Annotated in this window: 17 protein-coding genes; 10 read left to right on the top strand and 7 right to left on the bottom strand. The window is 61.5% G+C overall.

Annotated elements, in window-relative coordinates; translation table 11 throughout:
- Positions 1–106: 106 nt before the first annotated feature.
- Genes O4G74_RS02540 through O4G74_RS02530 form a run of 3 tightly spaced genes read right to left on the bottom strand, consistent with a single transcriptional unit; the run spans position 107 to position 1,439 of the window.
- Complete coding sequence (locus tag O4G74_RS02540) at positions 107–862, bottom strand: glycosyltransferase family 2 protein (RefSeq protein WP_269401095.1); 756 nt, start codon at positions 860–862, stop codon at positions 107–109.
- The gene (gene zapA / locus O4G74_RS02535) at positions 859–1,164 is read right to left on the bottom strand and encodes a cell division protein ZapA (RefSeq protein WP_269401094.1); all 306 of its coding nucleotides are present in this window, start codon (positions 1,162–1,164) and stop codon (positions 859–861) included. Before zapA ends, O4G74_RS02540 begins: the two co-directional genes overlap by 4 nt.
- On the bottom strand, positions 1,164–1,439 hold the full coding sequence (locus tag O4G74_RS02530; protein WP_269401093.1) for a DUF4164 family protein: 276 nt from the start codon (positions 1,437–1,439) through the stop codon (positions 1,164–1,166). Before O4G74_RS02530 ends, zapA begins: the two co-directional genes overlap by 1 nt.
- A gap of 97 nt (positions 1,440–1,536) precedes the next feature.
- Between O4G74_RS02530 and tkt the strand changes: the two genes are divergently transcribed.
- From tkt to thiE, 7 genes are all read left to right on the top strand, one after another.
- A complete protein-coding gene (tkt, locus tag O4G74_RS02525) occupies positions 1,537–3,507 on the top strand; it encodes a transketolase (RefSeq protein ID WP_269401092.1) in 1,971 nt (656 codons plus the stop codon).
- A gap of 74 nt (positions 3,508–3,581) precedes the next feature.
- Positions 3,582–4,118: an ABA4-like family protein gene (locus tag O4G74_RS02520; protein ID WP_269401091.1), complete on the top strand. Its 537-nt coding sequence runs from the start codon at positions 3,582–3,584 to the stop codon at positions 4,116–4,118.
- A 173-nt stretch (positions 4,119–4,291) separates the two neighbouring features.
- Complete coding sequence (gene gap / locus O4G74_RS02515) at positions 4,292–5,299, top strand: type I glyceraldehyde-3-phosphate dehydrogenase (RefSeq protein ID WP_269401090.1); 1,008 nt, start codon at positions 4,292–4,294, stop codon at positions 5,297–5,299.
- Positions 5,300–5,327: 28 nt separating this feature from the next.
- Positions 5,328–6,530 (top strand): phosphoglycerate kinase, encoded by a 1,203-nt coding sequence (locus tag O4G74_RS02510; protein WP_269401089.1) that lies wholly within the window; start codon positions 5,328–5,330, stop codon positions 6,528–6,530.
- Positions 6,531–6,570: 40 nt separating this feature from the next.
- Positions 6,571–7,464 carry a fructose bisphosphate aldolase gene (locus O4G74_RS02505; RefSeq protein WP_269401088.1) on the top strand — a complete coding sequence of 298 codons (894 nt, stop codon included), beginning with the start codon at positions 6,571–6,573 and terminating at the stop codon, positions 7,462–7,464.
- A 140-nt stretch (positions 7,465–7,604) separates the two neighbouring features.
- Positions 7,605–8,390 carry a glutathione S-transferase family protein gene (locus tag O4G74_RS02500; RefSeq protein WP_269401087.1) on the top strand — a complete coding sequence of 262 codons (786 nt, stop codon included), beginning with the start codon at positions 7,605–7,607 and terminating at the stop codon, positions 8,388–8,390.
- Positions 8,391–8,447: 57 nt separating this feature from the next.
- Positions 8,448–9,113 (top strand): thiamine phosphate synthase, encoded by a 666-nt coding sequence (thiE, locus tag O4G74_RS02495; protein ID WP_269401086.1) that lies wholly within the window; start codon positions 8,448–8,450, stop codon positions 9,111–9,113.
- A gap of 253 nt (positions 9,114–9,366) precedes the next feature.
- Here the strand turns inward: thiE and O4G74_RS02490 are convergent, their stop codons facing one another.
- Positions 9,367–9,636: a DUF4282 domain-containing protein gene (locus O4G74_RS02490; RefSeq protein WP_269401085.1), complete on the bottom strand. Its 270-nt coding sequence runs from the start codon at positions 9,634–9,636 to the stop codon at positions 9,367–9,369.
- A 144-nt stretch (positions 9,637–9,780) separates the two neighbouring features.
- Here O4G74_RS02490 and efp point away from each other — a divergent pair, with 144 nt between their 5' ends.
- Complete coding sequence (gene efp / locus O4G74_RS02485; protein ID WP_269401084.1) at positions 9,781–10,347, top strand: elongation factor P; 567 nt, start codon at positions 9,781–9,783, stop codon at positions 10,345–10,347.
- Between the two features lie 13 nt (positions 10,348–10,360).
- Positions 10,361–11,173 carry an inositol monophosphatase family protein gene (locus tag O4G74_RS02480; RefSeq protein ID WP_269401083.1) on the top strand — a complete coding sequence of 271 codons (813 nt, stop codon included), beginning with the start codon at positions 10,361–10,363 and terminating at the stop codon, positions 11,171–11,173.
- A gap of 9 nt (positions 11,174–11,182) precedes the next feature.
- On the opposite strand, the gene O4G74_RS02475 is transcribed toward O4G74_RS02480, so the two are convergent.
- Entirely contained in the window at positions 11,183–13,024 is a 1,842-nt protein-coding gene (locus tag O4G74_RS02475) for an ABC transporter transmembrane domain-containing protein (protein WP_269401082.1), read from the bottom strand.
- Between the two features lie 124 nt (positions 13,025–13,148).
- Here O4G74_RS02475 and rpmE point away from each other — a divergent pair, with 124 nt between their 5' ends.
- The gene (gene rpmE, locus O4G74_RS02470; protein WP_119379376.1) at positions 13,149–13,367 is read left to right on the top strand and encodes a 50S ribosomal protein L31; all 219 of its coding nucleotides are present in this window, start codon (positions 13,149–13,151) and stop codon (positions 13,365–13,367) included.
- Positions 13,368–13,420: 53 nt separating this feature from the next.
- Here rpmE and zapE read toward each other — a convergent pair whose 3' ends face one another.
- Positions 13,421–14,578, bottom strand: coding sequence for a cell division protein ZapE (zapE, locus tag O4G74_RS02465; RefSeq protein WP_269401081.1), 1,158 nt, complete (start codon positions 14,576–14,578; stop codon positions 13,421–13,423).
- 4 nt (positions 14,579–14,582) lie between these two features.
- Positions 14,583–15,200: a rhomboid family intramembrane serine protease gene (locus O4G74_RS02460; protein ID WP_269401080.1), complete on the bottom strand. Its 618-nt coding sequence runs from the start codon at positions 15,198–15,200 to the stop codon at positions 14,583–14,585.
- Between the last annotated feature and the right edge of the window lie 4 nt (positions 15,201–15,204).

Genomic DNA, 15,204 nt, shown 5'->3' with positions numbered 1-15,204 from the left:
GCCTGCGCAGGCAGGCATCCATGGCGCAACGTTAGCTATATCAAACGGGAAGAGAAGGTCGTCCATGGACACCTGCCTTCGCAGGTGTCTTCGGCCCCGTGGGCTTTTATTGATCACCTGCCCGTGGATCATTCCATTCGGCGGCGATACCGGGCGCTCCGCGCCGGACCAGCCAGAACATGCCGATGAGGTCGGCGATGCCTGCGCCGAGGCGTCCGAGGAAGCCGTATTTCGAGCTGCCATGCCAGCGGCGGCGGTCATTCACGAGTTCCTCACGAACCTCCCAGCCCGCGCGCTTGAACAGCGCAGGCAGGAAGCGGTGCATGGAGGCAAAGTAGGGAAGCTCCCTGAAGGCGTCCGTGCGCATCAGCTTCCAGCCACAGCCTGTATCGGTCGCATCATCGCGCAGCAGGAAGCGACGAATGCCATTGGCAATGCGTGACTGAAGCCATTTGAAGCCGCTATCATTGCGGCTGTTGCGTTTGCCAGCGATGAGGCCGAGCCTGCCTGTGCCACCCGGCGCAATGATTGCGCCCCAGACGCGGCGAGTATCGGCGATATCGTTCTGGCCGTCGCCGTCGAGCAACTGCGTCCAGCGGCCCGACACTTCCCGCAGCCCCGTCATCAGGGCCGCCGACTTGCCTGCGCGGCGCACATGGGTCCGCACGATTATACGGTCCGGCATTTCGAGGCGGGCGGCTTCAAGTTCCTCGCCGGTCGTGTCGTCGGAGCAATCGTTTACGCAGACGATTTCATAATCGATACCGTCGAGCGCGCCTTTGATCTCCTCGATGAGCGGCGCGGCGTTTCCAGCTTCGTTGTAGAAAGGGATAAGGACGCTGAGGTCTTTTCCGGGCGTCACTGACCCGCCTCAATACGTTCAGTCAGCGCGCGAATGCGGGCAGCGGCGTCGCCGATGGCGGCAGCGGCCCTGTCAGACCCGCCGGACGTGGCGAGGTTACGCTGGGCGTCGTCGAGTTCATCGAGAAGAGCGAGCGCGGCGATCAGGAGAAGCTTTTCTTCGCCCATATCGCCGAGCGCCTCGGCAATCTGGTTGACCCGCGTGTCGAGGTCGCTGGCAAGATCGACCAGTCTTGCTTCCTGACCGGGCGCGCAATCGATGGAATACTGTTTGCCACGAACGACGATATCAGCCTTGGCCATTACACATCCTGTTCACGTTTGAGAGCAGCGCGGACTTCCTCGATCGCTGAGCCGAGCGCAGCGGAAGCCTCGTCTGCCAGAGCCTGAAGTTCCTTCTGACGGGCGATGGATTGATCCAGCTCTTCGGCAAGGCGCGCGCGATCGGCAATCATCGCCGAGAGTTCGCGGCGTGCAACAGCCGGGTCACCCGCCTTCTCGAAAAGGCCTTCGAGCGCCTCTTCAAGGTGCGTGAGCGCGTTTTCGAGCTCTTGCGTTGCCGAATTGAATTTATCCATCCCGAATCCGATAGCAGGATGCAGCCCCAAGTGCCAAGCTGGTTGACAGCCAAGCCGGGCAGCGTCCAAAGCGAAGCAAAACGTAACAGGGTGACTTATGGCGGTTGAACACAAGGATATGGCGAATGCCATCCGTGCACTCTCCATGGATGCTGTGGAGCAGGCAAAGTCTGGACATGTCGGCCTTCCCCTCGGGATGGCAGATGTCGCGACGGTCCTCTGGACACGCTATCTGAAGCATGATCCGGCTGATCCATTCTGGCCGGACCGGGACCGTTTCGTCCTGTCGGCGGGCCACGGCTCCATGCTGATTTATTCGCTGCTTCACCTGACGGGTTATGACAGCGTCAGCCGCGACGACATCCGCAACTTCCGCCAGCTGGGCGCGAAGACGCCGGGCCACCCGGAGAACTTTGTCACGCCGGGCGTCGAGACCACGACCGGCCCGCTGGGCCAAGGCATTGCGACCGCTGTTGGCATGGCGATGGCCGAGCGTCATCTGAATGCACGCTTTGGTGATGAGCTGGTCGATCACAAGACCTGGGTCGTTGCGGGCGATGGCTGTCTCATGGAAGGCGTCAGCCAGGAAGCGATCACGCTGGCCGGGCATATGAAACTCAACAAGCTGATTGTGTTGTTCGACGATAATGCGGTCACCATTGATGGCGGCACCGATCTTTCCGACTCGACCAATCAGTGCGCGCGCTTTGAAGCGGCAGGCTGGGCCACCAAGCGGATCGACGGTCACAACACCGAAGAGATCCATGAGGCCCTGAGCTGGGCGCAGGATCAGGACAAGCCAGTCATGATCGCCTGCCGGACGATCATCGGCTATGGCGCGCCGACGATTGCGGGCACGGGCAAGGCCCATGGTGGCCCTTATGGCGCCGAAGAAATTGCGGGCATCCGCGAGAATATCGGCTGGAGCCATGCGCCTTTCGAGGTGCCTGACGCGATTGCCGACGCGTGGAAGCGCGAAGGCGCCCATGCAGCCGGTCAGCATGGCGAGTGGAAAAAGCGCCATGACGCGGCTGGCGAGAAGGCGGCGTTCGATGCGGCGCTCGCGGGCGAGCTAGGCGACATCGAAGCCATCGTGCGCGCCCACAAGCAGGAAGTCGTTGATGGCGGCAAGGATGATGCGACCCGCAAATGGTCTGGCGCCGTGCTTGAAAAGCTGGCCGCCGCTATTCCGGAAATGGTGGGCGGGTCGGCTGACCTTTCAGGCTCCAATAATACCAAGGCGAAATGCCAGGACCCGATGACGCCGGACAATTGGGCCGGCCGTTACGTCCACTATGGCGTGCGTGAGCATGGCATGGCGGCGGCGATGAACGGCATGGCGCTGCACAAGGGCATCATTCCTTATTCCGGCACCTTCCTTGTCTTTGCAGACTATTCGCGCGCGGCGATCCGCCTTGGGGCGCTGATGGGCGAGCGGGTCATCCATGTGATGACGCACGACTCCATTGGTCTTGGCGAAGACGGGCCGACCCACCAGCCGGTCGAGCATGTCGCTAGCCTTCGGGCGATGCCGAACATGCACGTCTTCCGCCCGGCAGATGGCGTGGAAACGGCCGAGTGCTGGGAGCTTGCGCTGAAGAAGACAGACGGCCCATCAACCATCGCACTGACCCGTCAGACGGTGGCAAGTGTGCGCAAGGCACATACGGACGAGAACCTCTCGGCCAAGGGCGGCTATGTCCTCTCTTCCGGTGAGGGCAATGAGCAGGTCGTGCTGATCGCGACCGGCTCCGAGGTCGAGATCGCTGTCGCGGCGCAGGAGATGCTGCGCTCCAACGGTATCAGTGCCCGCGTCGTGTCGATGCCATGTGTCGAGCTGTTTGCCGAACAGTCCGAGGCCTATCAGGAAGAGACCCTCGGCAAGGGCCTGCCGCGCATTGTGGTGGAAGCGGGCGTGCGCTTTGGCTGGGACCGCTGGATCGGTCTTCGCGGCGGTTTTGTCGGCATGGACAGCTTCGGTGCGAGCGCGCCGTATAAGGACCTTTATGAGCGATTCGGCATCACGCCCGACGCTGTCGCAGAGATGGCGCACGCGCTGGTCAACTGATTGCGCGCCAAAGCTGGAGCAGGCCCCCGAATTCATCTAGACCTTCCCTCAGCATGGGTTGAGGGAGACTGCTGATGGACTGGAATCTGCTTTACACGCTGATCAACGCACTGGTGGTGCCAGCCTGGCTGCTGCTCCTGTTTGCGCCGCGTTGGCGCACGACTGCGCTGGTCGTGCATTCGGGCATCTATCCGCTGGCCTATGGCGCGCTCTATACGGTCTGCCTTCTCGCCTCGATGTTCTTTGGCCAGTCGGCAGAAGGCGTCGGCATGGGCTCCATCGCGGCCATCTCGGCATTGTTTGACCATCCGAACGGCGTGATCGTCGGCTGGACGCATTACCTTGTCTTCGACCTGTTCGTGGGCGCCTGGATTGGGCGCGATGCGCCGCGCCGCAACATCCCGCATGTCATCGCCGCGCCCTGCATGATTGCGAGCTTCCTGTTCGGGCCGGTTGGCCTGCTCGCCTATATGGTTGTCCGCCTTCTGCGGGGGCAGGGTATCAGCCTGTTCGAGACGGGTGAGGGTGGGACCTCGCAGCTAGTCGATTCGAGGGGGCTTGGCGCGGGTCCGCCATGCGCGGGGCGAGCGCGAATCCGCACCCCGGTTTGAGGCTTCAGGACCACTGACGATGCGTAAAGCGCCGGTTTTCCTGCATTTCCATGCGTCAGATCGACGGTTCTGGGCTGTGTCATGCTGGACGCCGCCGATGGAGACAGCTAAACCCCGGCGTCAAGAGTTATGGGCTTTCAGCCTTTGAATTTTACCGGAACGGAGAAGACAACATGGCAGTTCGTGTAGCCATCAACGGATTTGGCCGGATTGGCCGGAATGTACTGCGCTCAATCCTCGAAAATGGACGTGACGATATCGAGATCGTCTCGATCAATGATCTCGGCCCTGTCGAGACCAATGCGCACCTTCTGAAATATGACTCCATTCACGGTACGCTGCCGATGGACGTCTCTGTCGATGGCGACACGATCAACGTTGGCGGCCAGTCCTTCAAGGTAACGGCGATCCGCGACCCGAAAGACCTGCCGCACAAGGAAAATGGCGTCGATATCGCCATGGAGTGTACGGGTATCTTCACCGCCAAGGAGAAGGCTGCCCTTCACCTTGAAGCTGGCGCGAAGCGCGTGCTTGTTTCAGCGCCAGCAACCGGTGCTGACAAGACCATCGTCTACGGCGTCAACCACGACACGCTGACCAAGGATGACCTCATCGTCTCCAACGCATCGTGCACGACGAACTGCCTGTCGCCTGTCGCGAAAGTGCTGAACGACACGATCGGTATCGACAAGGGGATCATGACCACGATCCACTCCTATACCGGCGACCAGCCGACCCTCGATGCGATGCACAAGGACCTCTATCGCGGCCGCGCAGCTGCGATGTCGATGATCCCGACCTCAACCGGCGCTGCCAAGGCTGTCGGCCTCGTCCTGCCGGAACTGAATGGCAAGCTCGATGGCTTCGCGATGCGCGTGCCGACGCCGAACGTCTCGGTTGTGGACCTGAAATTCCTCGCCAAGCGCGACACGACGGTCGAAGAGATCAATGACGCGATCCGCAAGGCCGCTGACGGCCCGCTGAAAGGCGTTCTCGGCTATACCGACGCGCCGAACGTCTCGATCGACTTCAACCACAACCCGCACTCGTCTGTTTTCCACATGGACCAGACCAAGGTTATGGACGGAAACCTCGTCTCCGTGCTGTCCTGGTACGACAATGAATGGGGTTTCTCCACGCGCATGAGCGATACCGCCATCGCGATGTCGAAATTCCTATAGTCTAGCGACCAGACCAAGGAGCGTCCCCATGTCCGACTTCAGACGGATCGAGGATGTCGAAGACCTGGCCCTGAAAACGGCGCTTGTCCGCGTCGACTTCAATGTGCCGGTCAACGATGCCGGTGAGGTGACTGACGATACGCGGCTGCGCGCAGCCCTGCCGACCGTACAGTACCTCATGAACAAGGGGGCGAAGGTTGCGCTGCTGGCGCACTTTGGCCGTCCGAAGGGGGAGGTGAAGCCTGAGCTCAGCCTCAAGCCTGTCGCCGAAGCCTTTGCCGGCGTGCTGGGCGCACCTGTGGCGTTTGCCAGCGATTGCGTGGGTGAGGCGGCGGACAATGCGCTTGCCTCCATCCAGCAAGGCGGTGTCGTGCTTCTGGAGAACACCCGTTTCAAGCCGGGTGAGACCAAGAATGACGACGCGCTGGCTGATGAAATGGCCAAGCTCGGCGACATCTATGTCAACGACGCGTTCTCTGCGGCCCACCGCGCGCACGTCTCCACTGAGGGACTGGCGCAGCGCCTGCCTGCCTATGCCGGCAAGTCGATGGAGCGCGAGCTCGACGCGCTGGAAGCTGCGCTTGGCAGCCCGGAGCGTCCTGTGCTGGCCGTTGTTGGCGGGGCCAAGGTTTCCTCGAAGATCGATCTTCTGAAGAACCTCGTCTCCAAGGTAGATGCCCTCGCCATTGGCGGCGGTATGGCGAACACTTTCCTCGCGGCGCGCGGCCATTCGGTCGGCAAGTCGCTCTGTGAGCATGACCTCACCGACACGTGCCGCGAGATCGAGAAGAATGCAGCCGCTGCCGGATGCGATATCATCCTGCCGCAGGACGTCGTCGTGGCGAAGGAGTTCGCCGCGAACGCAGACCACCGCATCTGCTCGACCGGCGAAGTCGCTGATAATGAGATGATCCTCGATGCCGGGCCGCAATCGGTCGGCATTCTTGCGATCGCCATGGACGCGGCCAAGACGCTGGTCTGGAACGGCCCGCTCGGCGCGTTTGAGACGACACCGTTCGACAAGGCAACCGTCGAAGCTGCACGGGCTGCCGCGAGCCGTTGCCGCGATGGCGACCTGATTGCTGTCGCAGGCGGCGGCGATACGGTTGCTGCGCTCAACCATGCAGGCGTTGCCGCCGATTTCACCTTCGTCTCGACCGCTGGCGGGGCCTTCCTGGAATGGATGGAAGGCAAGCCGTTGCCGGGCGTCGAGGCGCTCAAGACAAGCTAGAACTGACAAGATTGCAGGACGGGGAAGAGGACCGCACTACATGCCGAACGCAGAGATGAGAAAACAGGCCGCCACGAAGGACGGCTTTATCGCAGCACTGGACCAGTCGGGCGGCTCCACGCCGAAGGCGCTGCGTCTCTATGGTGTCGAAGAAAGCGCCTACACCAATGATGACGAGATGTTTGCGCTCGTCCACGACATGCGTGCCCGCATCATCACCGCGCCCGCCTTCAATGGCGACAAGGTGATGGGCGCCATTCTCTTCGAAAAGACGATGGACGGTGAGATCGAAGGCAAGCCGACGGCCCAGTACCTCTGGGAAGACTGCAGCGTCGTGCCATTCCTGAAGGTCGACAAGGGCCTCGCAGATGAGAAAGACGGCGTGCAGGTCATGAAGCCGATGCCGGGTCTCGACGAGCTTCTGAAGCGCGCCGTGAACAAGGGCATCTTCGGCACCAAGATGCGTTCTGTCATCAACGCCGCAAACCGTGAGGGCATCGCCGCCGTGGTGCAGCAGCAGTTCGAAGTCGGCAAGCAAATCCTCGGCCACGGCCTCGTGCCGATCATCGAGCCGGAAGTCACGATCACCATCGCTGACAAGGCAGACGCCGAACAGATCCTGCTCGAAGAGATTACCAAGGAGCTCGACAAGCTGCCAGAGGGTGAGGAAGTGATGCTGAAGCTGACGCTTCCGGAAAAGACCAACCTCTACAAGCCGCTGGTCGACCACCCGAAAGTCATGCGCGTTGTCGCGCTGTCGGGCGGCTATTCCCGCGAAGAGGCGTGTGATCGCCTTTCGAAAAATACCGGCATGATCGCAAGCTTCTCGCGCGCGCTCACCGAAGGCCTGTCGATTGCGCAGTCTGACGACGATTTCAACGCCAAGCTCGGCGACTCTATCGACAATATCTGTGAGGCCTCGCGCGCCGGCTAGGCAGCGAACGCCAACTGAATTGAAAGGCGCTGCCGCAAGGTGGCGCCTTTTTCTTTTGCGGTGCCTTGAATTGGCGCTTGCCTTCCCCGGGGCCAGCGCCGGTCCATTGTGAGCAACACAATGATTGGAGGCCGCCGCACATGCTGATCGTCTACGAGCACCCGCTCTCGCCCTACGCACAGAAAGTGAAAATCTCTCTGCGGGAAAAAGGGATCGAGTTTGAGACCCGGCTGCCTGCCGGGATCGGGACGGGATCAACGCCAGACGATTTCATGACAGGAAATCCGCGCGGCGAGGTGCCATTCCTGCGCGACGGCGATGCTGCGATCTTCGATTCGACGATCATTCTCGAATATATCGAGGACAAGTGGCCGACCCCGCCCATGCTGCCGAAGTCGCCGCTGGAGCGCGCCCGCGTCCGCCTCATCGAGGATGTGATGGACTGCCATTATGAGCCGATCAATTGGGGCCTTGGTGAGCTCAACAATTTCAAGCGCGCGACCGGTGAACTGAAAGACCGGATCATGGCGCGCGCGGGCGAGCAAATCGCCGGGCTTCATGCCTGGCTGGAGCGGGAGCTGGGCGACCGCGACTGGTTCAATGGCGACAATTTCGGCTGGGGCGATCTTTCTGTCGTGCCTTATATCAACGGGTCTGCGGGCATGGGGTTTGCGCCAGCTGAAGGCAGCAAGCTAGCGGCCTGGCACAAGCGCGCCATGGTCCGGTCCAGCGTCTCGACATCGGCGCAGGAAGCGGTCGACAGCATTTCCGGCATGCAGGATGTGAGCGGCGCGGTCGAAGCAGGGCTGTTCAAGCGCGAATATCGCGACCACCGTCTTGAATGGATGATCAAGTCGGGCGGTCTCGATGTCGTTCTGAAGGGTCTGGAGAAGGACAATATCCGCTTCACGCCTGACTTTAGCTAGGTCGGCTTCAGCTTGGCGGGCTTTGCGCGGGGAGGCGAAGGCGCTACCTAGGCGGCCATGACCGATATCAAACGCGAGCGCACGCGCCTTTACCTCATCACACCCTCCAGCGTTCCGGACGTGGACGCTTTTGTGAAAACGTTTGAAGGCTCACTCGAAGGCGGCGATATCGCCTGCCTTCAGGTGCGCATCAAGCCGGATGGCATGGTGGATGAAGCCGCCACTGAAACACTGGCACGCGCGCTGCTGCCCGTTTGCCGCGCGAATGATGTCGCGCTGATTATCAATGACAGTGTTGATGTCTGCGCACGGGTTGGCGCAGACGGCGTGCATCTTGGTCATCTCGACATGCAGGTGAAAGAGGCGCGTAAGCGGCTCGGCAAGCAGCCAATCATTGGCGCAACGGCGAAGGATTCGCGCCATGTCGCCATGGAGGCAGGCGAGCAGGGGGCCGACTATGTCGCCTTCGGGGCTTTCTTCCCCAGCGCCACAAAGGCCGACACGGTGCCTGCGGACACTGATCTTCTGACCTGGTGGCAAGCCGTGATGGAACTGCCCTGCGTCGCCATTGGCGGGATCACGCCAGAGCGGGCGATGGCGCTGTCACTGGCGGGCGCGGATTTCCTGGCTGTGAGCGCAGGCGTCTGGGCGCATACGGATGGGCCGGCCGCGGCAGTGCGCGAGTTCAATGCCGCGCTGGATGAGGCGGCGTCTGAGTTTTAGAGTTGGGGTGCGGGGCGCTCTATCCTTCGACTTCGCTCAGGATGAGCGCGTCGAGAACCTGGGACCAGCCGTCGATAACCGCGTCACTCCCGACCGCCTTAGCGGTCTGGGAGCCCAGCTTCAGACCTTCTAACCCGCGTTTGTTTCGACGGCAGGAGATGGATCCTCAGATGGCTGCGCCACCGATGATGACGTCCTGAATAGACATATGATTGGCTCATCCTGAGCGAAGTCGAAGGACGAGCCGGTGAGCTTACTCTTCGTGCGACTTGTCGAGGCGCAGGACGGCCAGGACCGCCTCGGTAAAGACTCGCAGCATGAGGAGCTGGACGATGACGACGACCGGGGTCTTCAGGATGCCCCAGAGGGCCATGCCGAAATTCTCACCGAAATAGGTGAGATAGAAGACCAGCGTCTCTACACCGCGCCAGATGATGAAGATGATGAACAGATAGAAGAGCAGGCGCGTGAGCAGCTCACCCAGCGGCTTTTCAAAGCTCAGAAAATTCGAAAACCAGTTCATGAATGACTTCCGTAAGGCATATTCGAGGCGGCGGAAACAAGCAGAGGCAGGCGGTCGTGTCCAGTGGAGCGGCCCTTGTCAGCTTGACCATGGCGGCTCTCGCGGCTACCTCGCGCCCATCGTCGACTTACAGGAAATTCGCGCATGGCCAAGATCAATGGCAATGAAATCAAGCCAGGCAATGTCATCGAACACCAGGGCAGCGTCTGGCGCGCGGTCAAGACCAACTCGGTAAAGCCCGGCAAGGGCGGTGCCTTCAACCAGGTCGAACTGCGCAACCTGATCAATGGATCCAAGCTGAATGAGCGCTTCCGCTCTTCGGAGACGGTCGAGAAGATCCGTCTCGAGCAGAAGGACTATCAGTATCTCTATGATGCCGGTGAAGCGCATGCCTTCATGGATCAGGAAACCTTCGAGCAGATCGAGATCCAGAAAGACTTTATCGGCGAGCAGGAAGCCTTCCTTCAGAGCGAGATGGTCGTTGTCATCGAATTTTACGAAGACAAGCCGATCGGCATTTCGCTGCCAGATCAGGTCATCCTGACGATTGAAGAGACCGAGCCGGTCGTGAAGGGCCAGACGGCCGCCAACAGCTTCAAGCCGGCGACCTGCGAGAACGGCATCCGTGTCATGGTCCCGCCATTCGTCGGGCAGGGCGAGCGCATCGTCGTTCAGACCGAAGACTCCACCTATCTCAGACGCGCTGACTAGACAGGCTTACTGAATGTCCAAACCCTCTCCCGTCGGAACCGTGATGATCGCCGCAGCCCGTGCTGCGGGCCGCTCGCTTGCGCGCGATTTCGGGGAAGTCGAAAACCTGCAAGTGTCCAAGAAGGGCCCTGCCGATTTCGTCTCCAATGCCGATCACCGCGCCGAGCAGATCATATATGACAGCCTGACAAAGGCACGTCCGGGCTATGGCTTTCTTATGGAAGAGCGCGGCCTGGTCGAGGGGTCGGACAAATCGAACCGTTTCATTGTTGATCCGCTGGACGGCACGCTGAACTTCCTGCACGGCCAGCCGCACTATGCGGTGTCCATCGGGCTGGAGCGTGAAGGCAAGCTGTTGGCGGGCGTCGTCTATGACGTCGCCAAGAATGAGATCTTCTGGGCAGAGACAGGCCGCGGCGCGTGGCTCGATCAGCGCAAACTGATTGTGGCTGCGCGCAAGAACACCGAAGAGGCCGTGCTTGCCATGGGTTCTCCATGGGTTGGACGCGGCGCGGAGGCGCACCGGCTGTTCGCAGGTGAGCTTGGTTCGTTGACGCCAGTGACCGCGGGTCTTCGCCGCAACGGTTCCGCTGCGCTGGACCTTGCCTGGGTCGCAGCAGGCCGGTTCGACGGTTTCTGGGAACGGGGCCTCAAGCCTTGGGACATTGCCGCCGGCATCGTGCTGGTCCGTGAAGCGGGCGGCTATGTCGAAGAGATCGATGGCGGCGACGTGCTGGAGACTGGCAACATCCTCGCCACCAATGAGCCGCTGATGCCAAAGCTGCGCGAGCGGCTGCGCAAGGCGAAGGCTTTTATGGGCGGCTGATCTCGCCGCTTATTCTGCGGCTTCGGCGGCAAATTGCATCTCAGCGAGGCGGGCATAAAGCCCGCCTTTTTTGACGAGCGTGTCGTGGCTGCCCTGTTCAACGATGCGGCCATCTTCCATGACAATGATCCTGTCGGCGCGCCGGATGGTCGAAAGCCTGTGCGCGATGACGAGCGTGGTCCGCCCTTGGGCAGCCGCCGCGATGGCTTTCTGGACGAGGCCTTCACTCTCGCTGTCGAGGGCGGAGGTCGCCTCATCGAGCAGGAGGATGGGCGCGCGGCGGACAAGCGCGCGGGCGAGGGCGACGCGCTGGCGCTGGCCGCCTGAGAGGCTCCGGCCTTTCTGGCCAAGGTCTGCATCGAGGCCGCCGCGGTCTTCAAGGAAGCGCCACGCCTCAGCCATGCGCGCCGCGTCGATCAGCTCATCGTCCGGGGCTGTGCCGCCCTGCGCGCCAAAGGCGATGTTCTCGCGCGCGGTCCCGGTGAAGAGGGCCGACTCCTGCGGGGCATAGGCGAACTGGCTGCGCCAGAGGGCGGGGTCTGTGTCCGGGGCTTCGACGCCGTCCACGGTGATATCGCCCGATTGCGGATCGAACAGGCGAAGGGCGAGGCGGAAGACGGTCGACTTGCCGGCGCCGGACGGGCCGACAAGCGCGACGAACTCACCCGGCTGAACATCGAGGCTGAAGCCCTTGAGGGCGGGCGCGTCGTCCGTGCCGTAGGAAAAGTCCACCGCGTCGAAGATGAGATGTCCTTGGACAGATGAAGCGATGGGGAGGGAGGTCTGCGGGGGCAGGATTTCCGGCGTCTCACGCAGGATCTCGCTGGCGCGGTCGCTGGCACCTGCTGCACGCATGACCTCGCCCCAGACCTCTGCCAGCATGCCGAAGCCAGAGCCTGCATAGAAGGCATAGAGGATCATCTGCGTCAGCTCGCCCGGTGTCATCTGGCCGGTCGCGACAGCGCGGGCGCCAAGCCACAGGATGCCGACCATGCCGCCCAGCAGCATGATGGACACCGCCAGGATCATGAAGGCGCGGGCCGTGATGCGCTTCAGCGCGGCCTGGAAGACGGCTTCTGCTGCTTCGGCAAAACTCTTCTCGCGGCGTTGTTCCTGCCCATAGGCCTGTACCAGCTCGATCGCGTCGAGCGCCTCTGATGCCTGCGCGCCCGCATCGGCGAGACGCGACTGGGCCTTGTTGGAGGCGCCGCGAATGATGCGGCCAATGATCATGACAGGCAGCATGGCGAGCGGGATCATGAGGAGGAGGGTGCCACCAAGCTTCCAGTTGGTGATGAGCATCATGGCGATGGCGCCCGTGGTGGACAGGATGGTACGGGTCGCAAGTGAAGCGGACGTGCCGAGGAATTGTTCGATCAGGGTGACGTCTGCGGTCAGGCGCGAGACGCTCTCGCCAGAGCGCATACCGGCATGAAAGCGCGGGCCGAGGCTGAGAAGTTTGGCATAAAGGTCGGTGCGAAGGTCGGCGGCGACGCGCTCACCAAAGCGCGACACGAAATAGAATCTCAGCGCGCTCAATATGCCCATCAGGACAGCGGCGAGCAGGACGTAGAGGAAATACCGATCGATTGTGTCGAGAAGGGCGGCTCCATCTGCGCCGCCTGCGCCCGCATCGACCGCTCGCCCGAACAGCCACGGTATGGAAAGCGCGGCCATGGTGGACACGACAAGAAAGAAAAGCGCGACGAAAACGAGCGTCAGATGCTTGCGCACATAGGGCCAGAGCAGGGCCAGCGGCTTCACGCTTCGTGCCTTCGGCCGGTCTGCGCCGCCCTGGTCGGGTAGCGTTTCACGGCGGTCGTCGCTGATCTGGCTAGTAGCCTCGCTCATCTCTTGCACCTTCCTTGGCACTCGGCCCCTTGCGGGCCGGGCCTCAATCTACTAAGACCCCGCTTTCCGAATTTCACAGAGGCCAATCCGCGCAGGGTGGCCGCTGACGCGAGGACTAGAGACGATGAAAGCCGAAGGCCATCCTGATTATCACTTCATCACCGTCGTCATGACCGACGGGACGGAGTACCAGACCCGTTCGACCTATGGCAAAGAGGGCGACCGCCTGACGCTGGACATCGATTCCAGCTCGCACCCGGCATGGACCGGCGGCAACCAGCAGCTGGACCGCGGTGGCCGCGTGTCGCGCTTCAAGGACAAGTTCAAGGGCTTCGGCGTCTAAGCCGGCTTTCGAACAGAAAAGTTCAGAAAATCCCCGCCAAGCGCGGGGATTTTTTATGCCTGCGGCTCAGTTTGTGTCTCAAGGTTTTCAGCCCGCGGCGGTGTGCGGTGTTCAAGCGCGAGGTAGTCGCGTGAGCGCATTTCGAAGAGCCGGCTTGCCGTGCGTTCGAACTCGAAACTACCATCGCCTTCTGGGTAGAGGGCTTCGGGTTCGGCCTCGGCCGTCGCCACGAGTTTGACGCGCGCCTCATAAAGCGCATCGATCAGGGCAACGAAACGCGCCGCTTCATTGCGCTTTTCCTTCGACAGGAGCGGGATGTCGTCCAGCAGGACGGTGTGGAAGGTGGAGGCAATAGCGAGATAATCGCGCGCCCCTAGCGGGCGGGCGCAGAGCTCCGGAAATGAGAAGCGAGCGACGCCTGCAGCCTCGCGGCTGACCTTGAGCTGGCGGCCTTTTACGTGCAGTACGCACGAATTCGGGCGCGCACCGAGGGTCAGGCGTTCGAATGCCTCATCCAACGTCTTCTCTCTTTTGGCCGGGTCATCAGACACATGCCAGACGGGCGCTTCGGTCAGGCGTTCGAGCCGGTAATCGCGTTCGGCGACCAGCTCAAAAATATCGCATTCATCCTTGATGCGCTCAATGAAGGGGACGAAGAGCTGGCGGTTGAGGCCGTTCTTGTAGAGGTCGTCGGGATGGCGGTTCGAGGTGGCAACGACAGTGACCCGAGCCTCGAACAAGCTTTCGAACAGGCGGCCGAGGATCATGGCGTCAGCGATCTGGGTCACCTGAAACTCGTCAAAGCAGAGCAGCTTGGCCTCTGAGGCAATCAGCTTGGCGACCGGCGGAATCGGGTCGCTGCCAGCGCCTTTGACCCGGTGGTCCGCGCGCTTGCGTTCACTTTCGCTCATTTCGCGCCAGGCATTCATCTCATCATGCACGCGGCCCATGAACTCATGGAAGTGGACACGCTTGGCCTTTACCGGCGACAGGTCATGGAAGAGGTCCATCAGCATGGACTTGCCGCGCCCGACACCGCCCCAGAGGTAAAGCCCCTTTACCTTGGTTTCCATGCGGAACAGGCCAGCTGGCTTTGCCTCGGCGAGGCGTTCGAGGACGCTGTCGAGCTTGCGGGCCGCCTCGCGCTGGGCGCTATCCTCGTTCAGCTGCCCTGCTTCAACCCGTGCCTGATAGGCCTGTTCAACACTCATTCGTTCAGCCCCCTCCAAGGACGCCAGCCACCTGCTGAGAGAAGATGGAGAGTGAGTCCGGGGCGATGACGATAGTTGCGATCAGGCCGGCAATGGCCCCGCCAATATGTGCTTCATGGCCGATGATGCGGTTCTCCCGCTGGGCGAGGATGACGCTGATGACGATGAAGAGGATGCCGAAAACGATAGCCGGCATCGGAATGATGAAGAAGAGCAACATCGCGAAAGGCTGGAACAGGCAAAAGGACAGGATGATCCCTGACGTTGCCCCAGATGCGCCAAGCGCGCGGTAGTCCGGTGTGCGGAAGTTCTCCAGCAACGCCCAGAGATTACCGCCCAGAAGCGCGGCGAAATAGACGACGACGAAGGCTGGCGTACCCAGTTGATACTCAATGTAGCGTCCGAACTGGAAGAGGACGAACATGTTGATGAGCAGGTGAAACACGCCGCCGTGAAGGAAGCCCGATGTGACGAGGCGATGGTATTCGCGCTTCTCGCGGACCGCGCCCACGTCGAAGAGGTTCTTCAGCAGGAATTGCTGGTTCAGCCAGCCATAGATGCTGACGAGGACATTGATCGCGATCAGTGTCAGCGTGGCTGGGAATATTGAAAGCTGGTCCATGGCC

This window comes from Henriciella marina (genome assembly GCF_027213945.1).
GTDB classification, from domain to species: Bacteria; Pseudomonadota; Alphaproteobacteria; order Caulobacterales; family Hyphomonadaceae; genus Henriciella; species Henriciella marina_A.
The sequence above is the reverse complement of the archived record's forward strand: the minus strand, read 5'-3'. Positions and strand labels throughout refer to the sequence as shown.

What these genes read in the sequence shown, in the direction of transcription:
- zapA (WP_269401094.1), bottom strand. Translation starts at nt 1,164, where the DNA reads ATGGCCAAGGCTGATATCGTCGTTCGTGGCAAACAGTATTCCATCGAT.
- O4G74_RS02530 (WP_269401093.1), bottom strand. Translation starts at nt 1,439, where the DNA reads ATGGATAAATTCAATTCGGCAACGCAAGAGCTCGAAAACGCGCTCACG.
- tkt (WP_269401092.1), top strand. Translation starts at nt 1,537, where the DNA reads ATGGCGGTTGAACACAAGGATATGGCGAATGCCATCCGTGCACTCTCC.
- O4G74_RS02520 (WP_269401091.1), top strand. Translation starts at nt 3,582, where the DNA reads ATGGACTGGAATCTGCTTTACACGCTGATCAACGCACTGGTGGTGCCA.
- gap (WP_269401090.1), top strand. Translation starts at nt 4,292, where the DNA reads ATGGCAGTTCGTGTAGCCATCAACGGATTTGGCCGGATTGGCCGGAAT.
- O4G74_RS02510 (WP_269401089.1), top strand. Translation starts at nt 5,328, where the DNA reads ATGTCCGACTTCAGACGGATCGAGGATGTCGAAGACCTGGCCCTGAAA.
- O4G74_RS02505 (WP_269401088.1), top strand. Translation starts at nt 6,571, where the DNA reads ATGCCGAACGCAGAGATGAGAAAACAGGCCGCCACGAAGGACGGCTTT.
- O4G74_RS02500 (WP_269401087.1), top strand. Translation starts at nt 7,605, where the DNA reads ATGCTGATCGTCTACGAGCACCCGCTCTCGCCCTACGCACAGAAAGTG.
- thiE (WP_269401086.1), top strand. Translation starts at nt 8,448, where the DNA reads ATGACCGATATCAAACGCGAGCGCACGCGCCTTTACCTCATCACACCC.
- O4G74_RS02490 (WP_269401085.1), bottom strand. Translation starts at nt 9,636, where the DNA reads ATGAACTGGTTTTCGAATTTTCTGAGCTTTGAAAAGCCGCTGGGTGAG.
- efp (WP_269401084.1), top strand. Translation starts at nt 9,781, where the DNA reads ATGGCCAAGATCAATGGCAATGAAATCAAGCCAGGCAATGTCATCGAA.
- O4G74_RS02480 (WP_269401083.1), top strand. Translation starts at nt 10,361, where the DNA reads ATGTCCAAACCCTCTCCCGTCGGAACCGTGATGATCGCCGCAGCCCGT.
- O4G74_RS02475 (WP_269401082.1), bottom strand. Translation starts at nt 13,024, where the DNA reads ATGAGCGAGGCTACTAGCCAGATCAGCGACGACCGCCGTGAAACGCTA.
- rpmE (WP_119379376.1), top strand. Translation starts at nt 13,149, where the DNA reads ATGAAAGCCGAAGGCCATCCTGATTATCACTTCATCACCGTCGTCATG.
- zapE (WP_269401081.1), bottom strand. Translation starts at nt 14,578, where the DNA reads ATGAGTGTTGAACAGGCCTATCAGGCACGGGTTGAAGCAGGGCAGCTG.
- O4G74_RS02460 (WP_269401080.1), bottom strand. Translation starts at nt 15,200, where the DNA reads ATGGACCAGCTTTCAATATTCCCAGCCACGCTGACACTGATCGCGATC.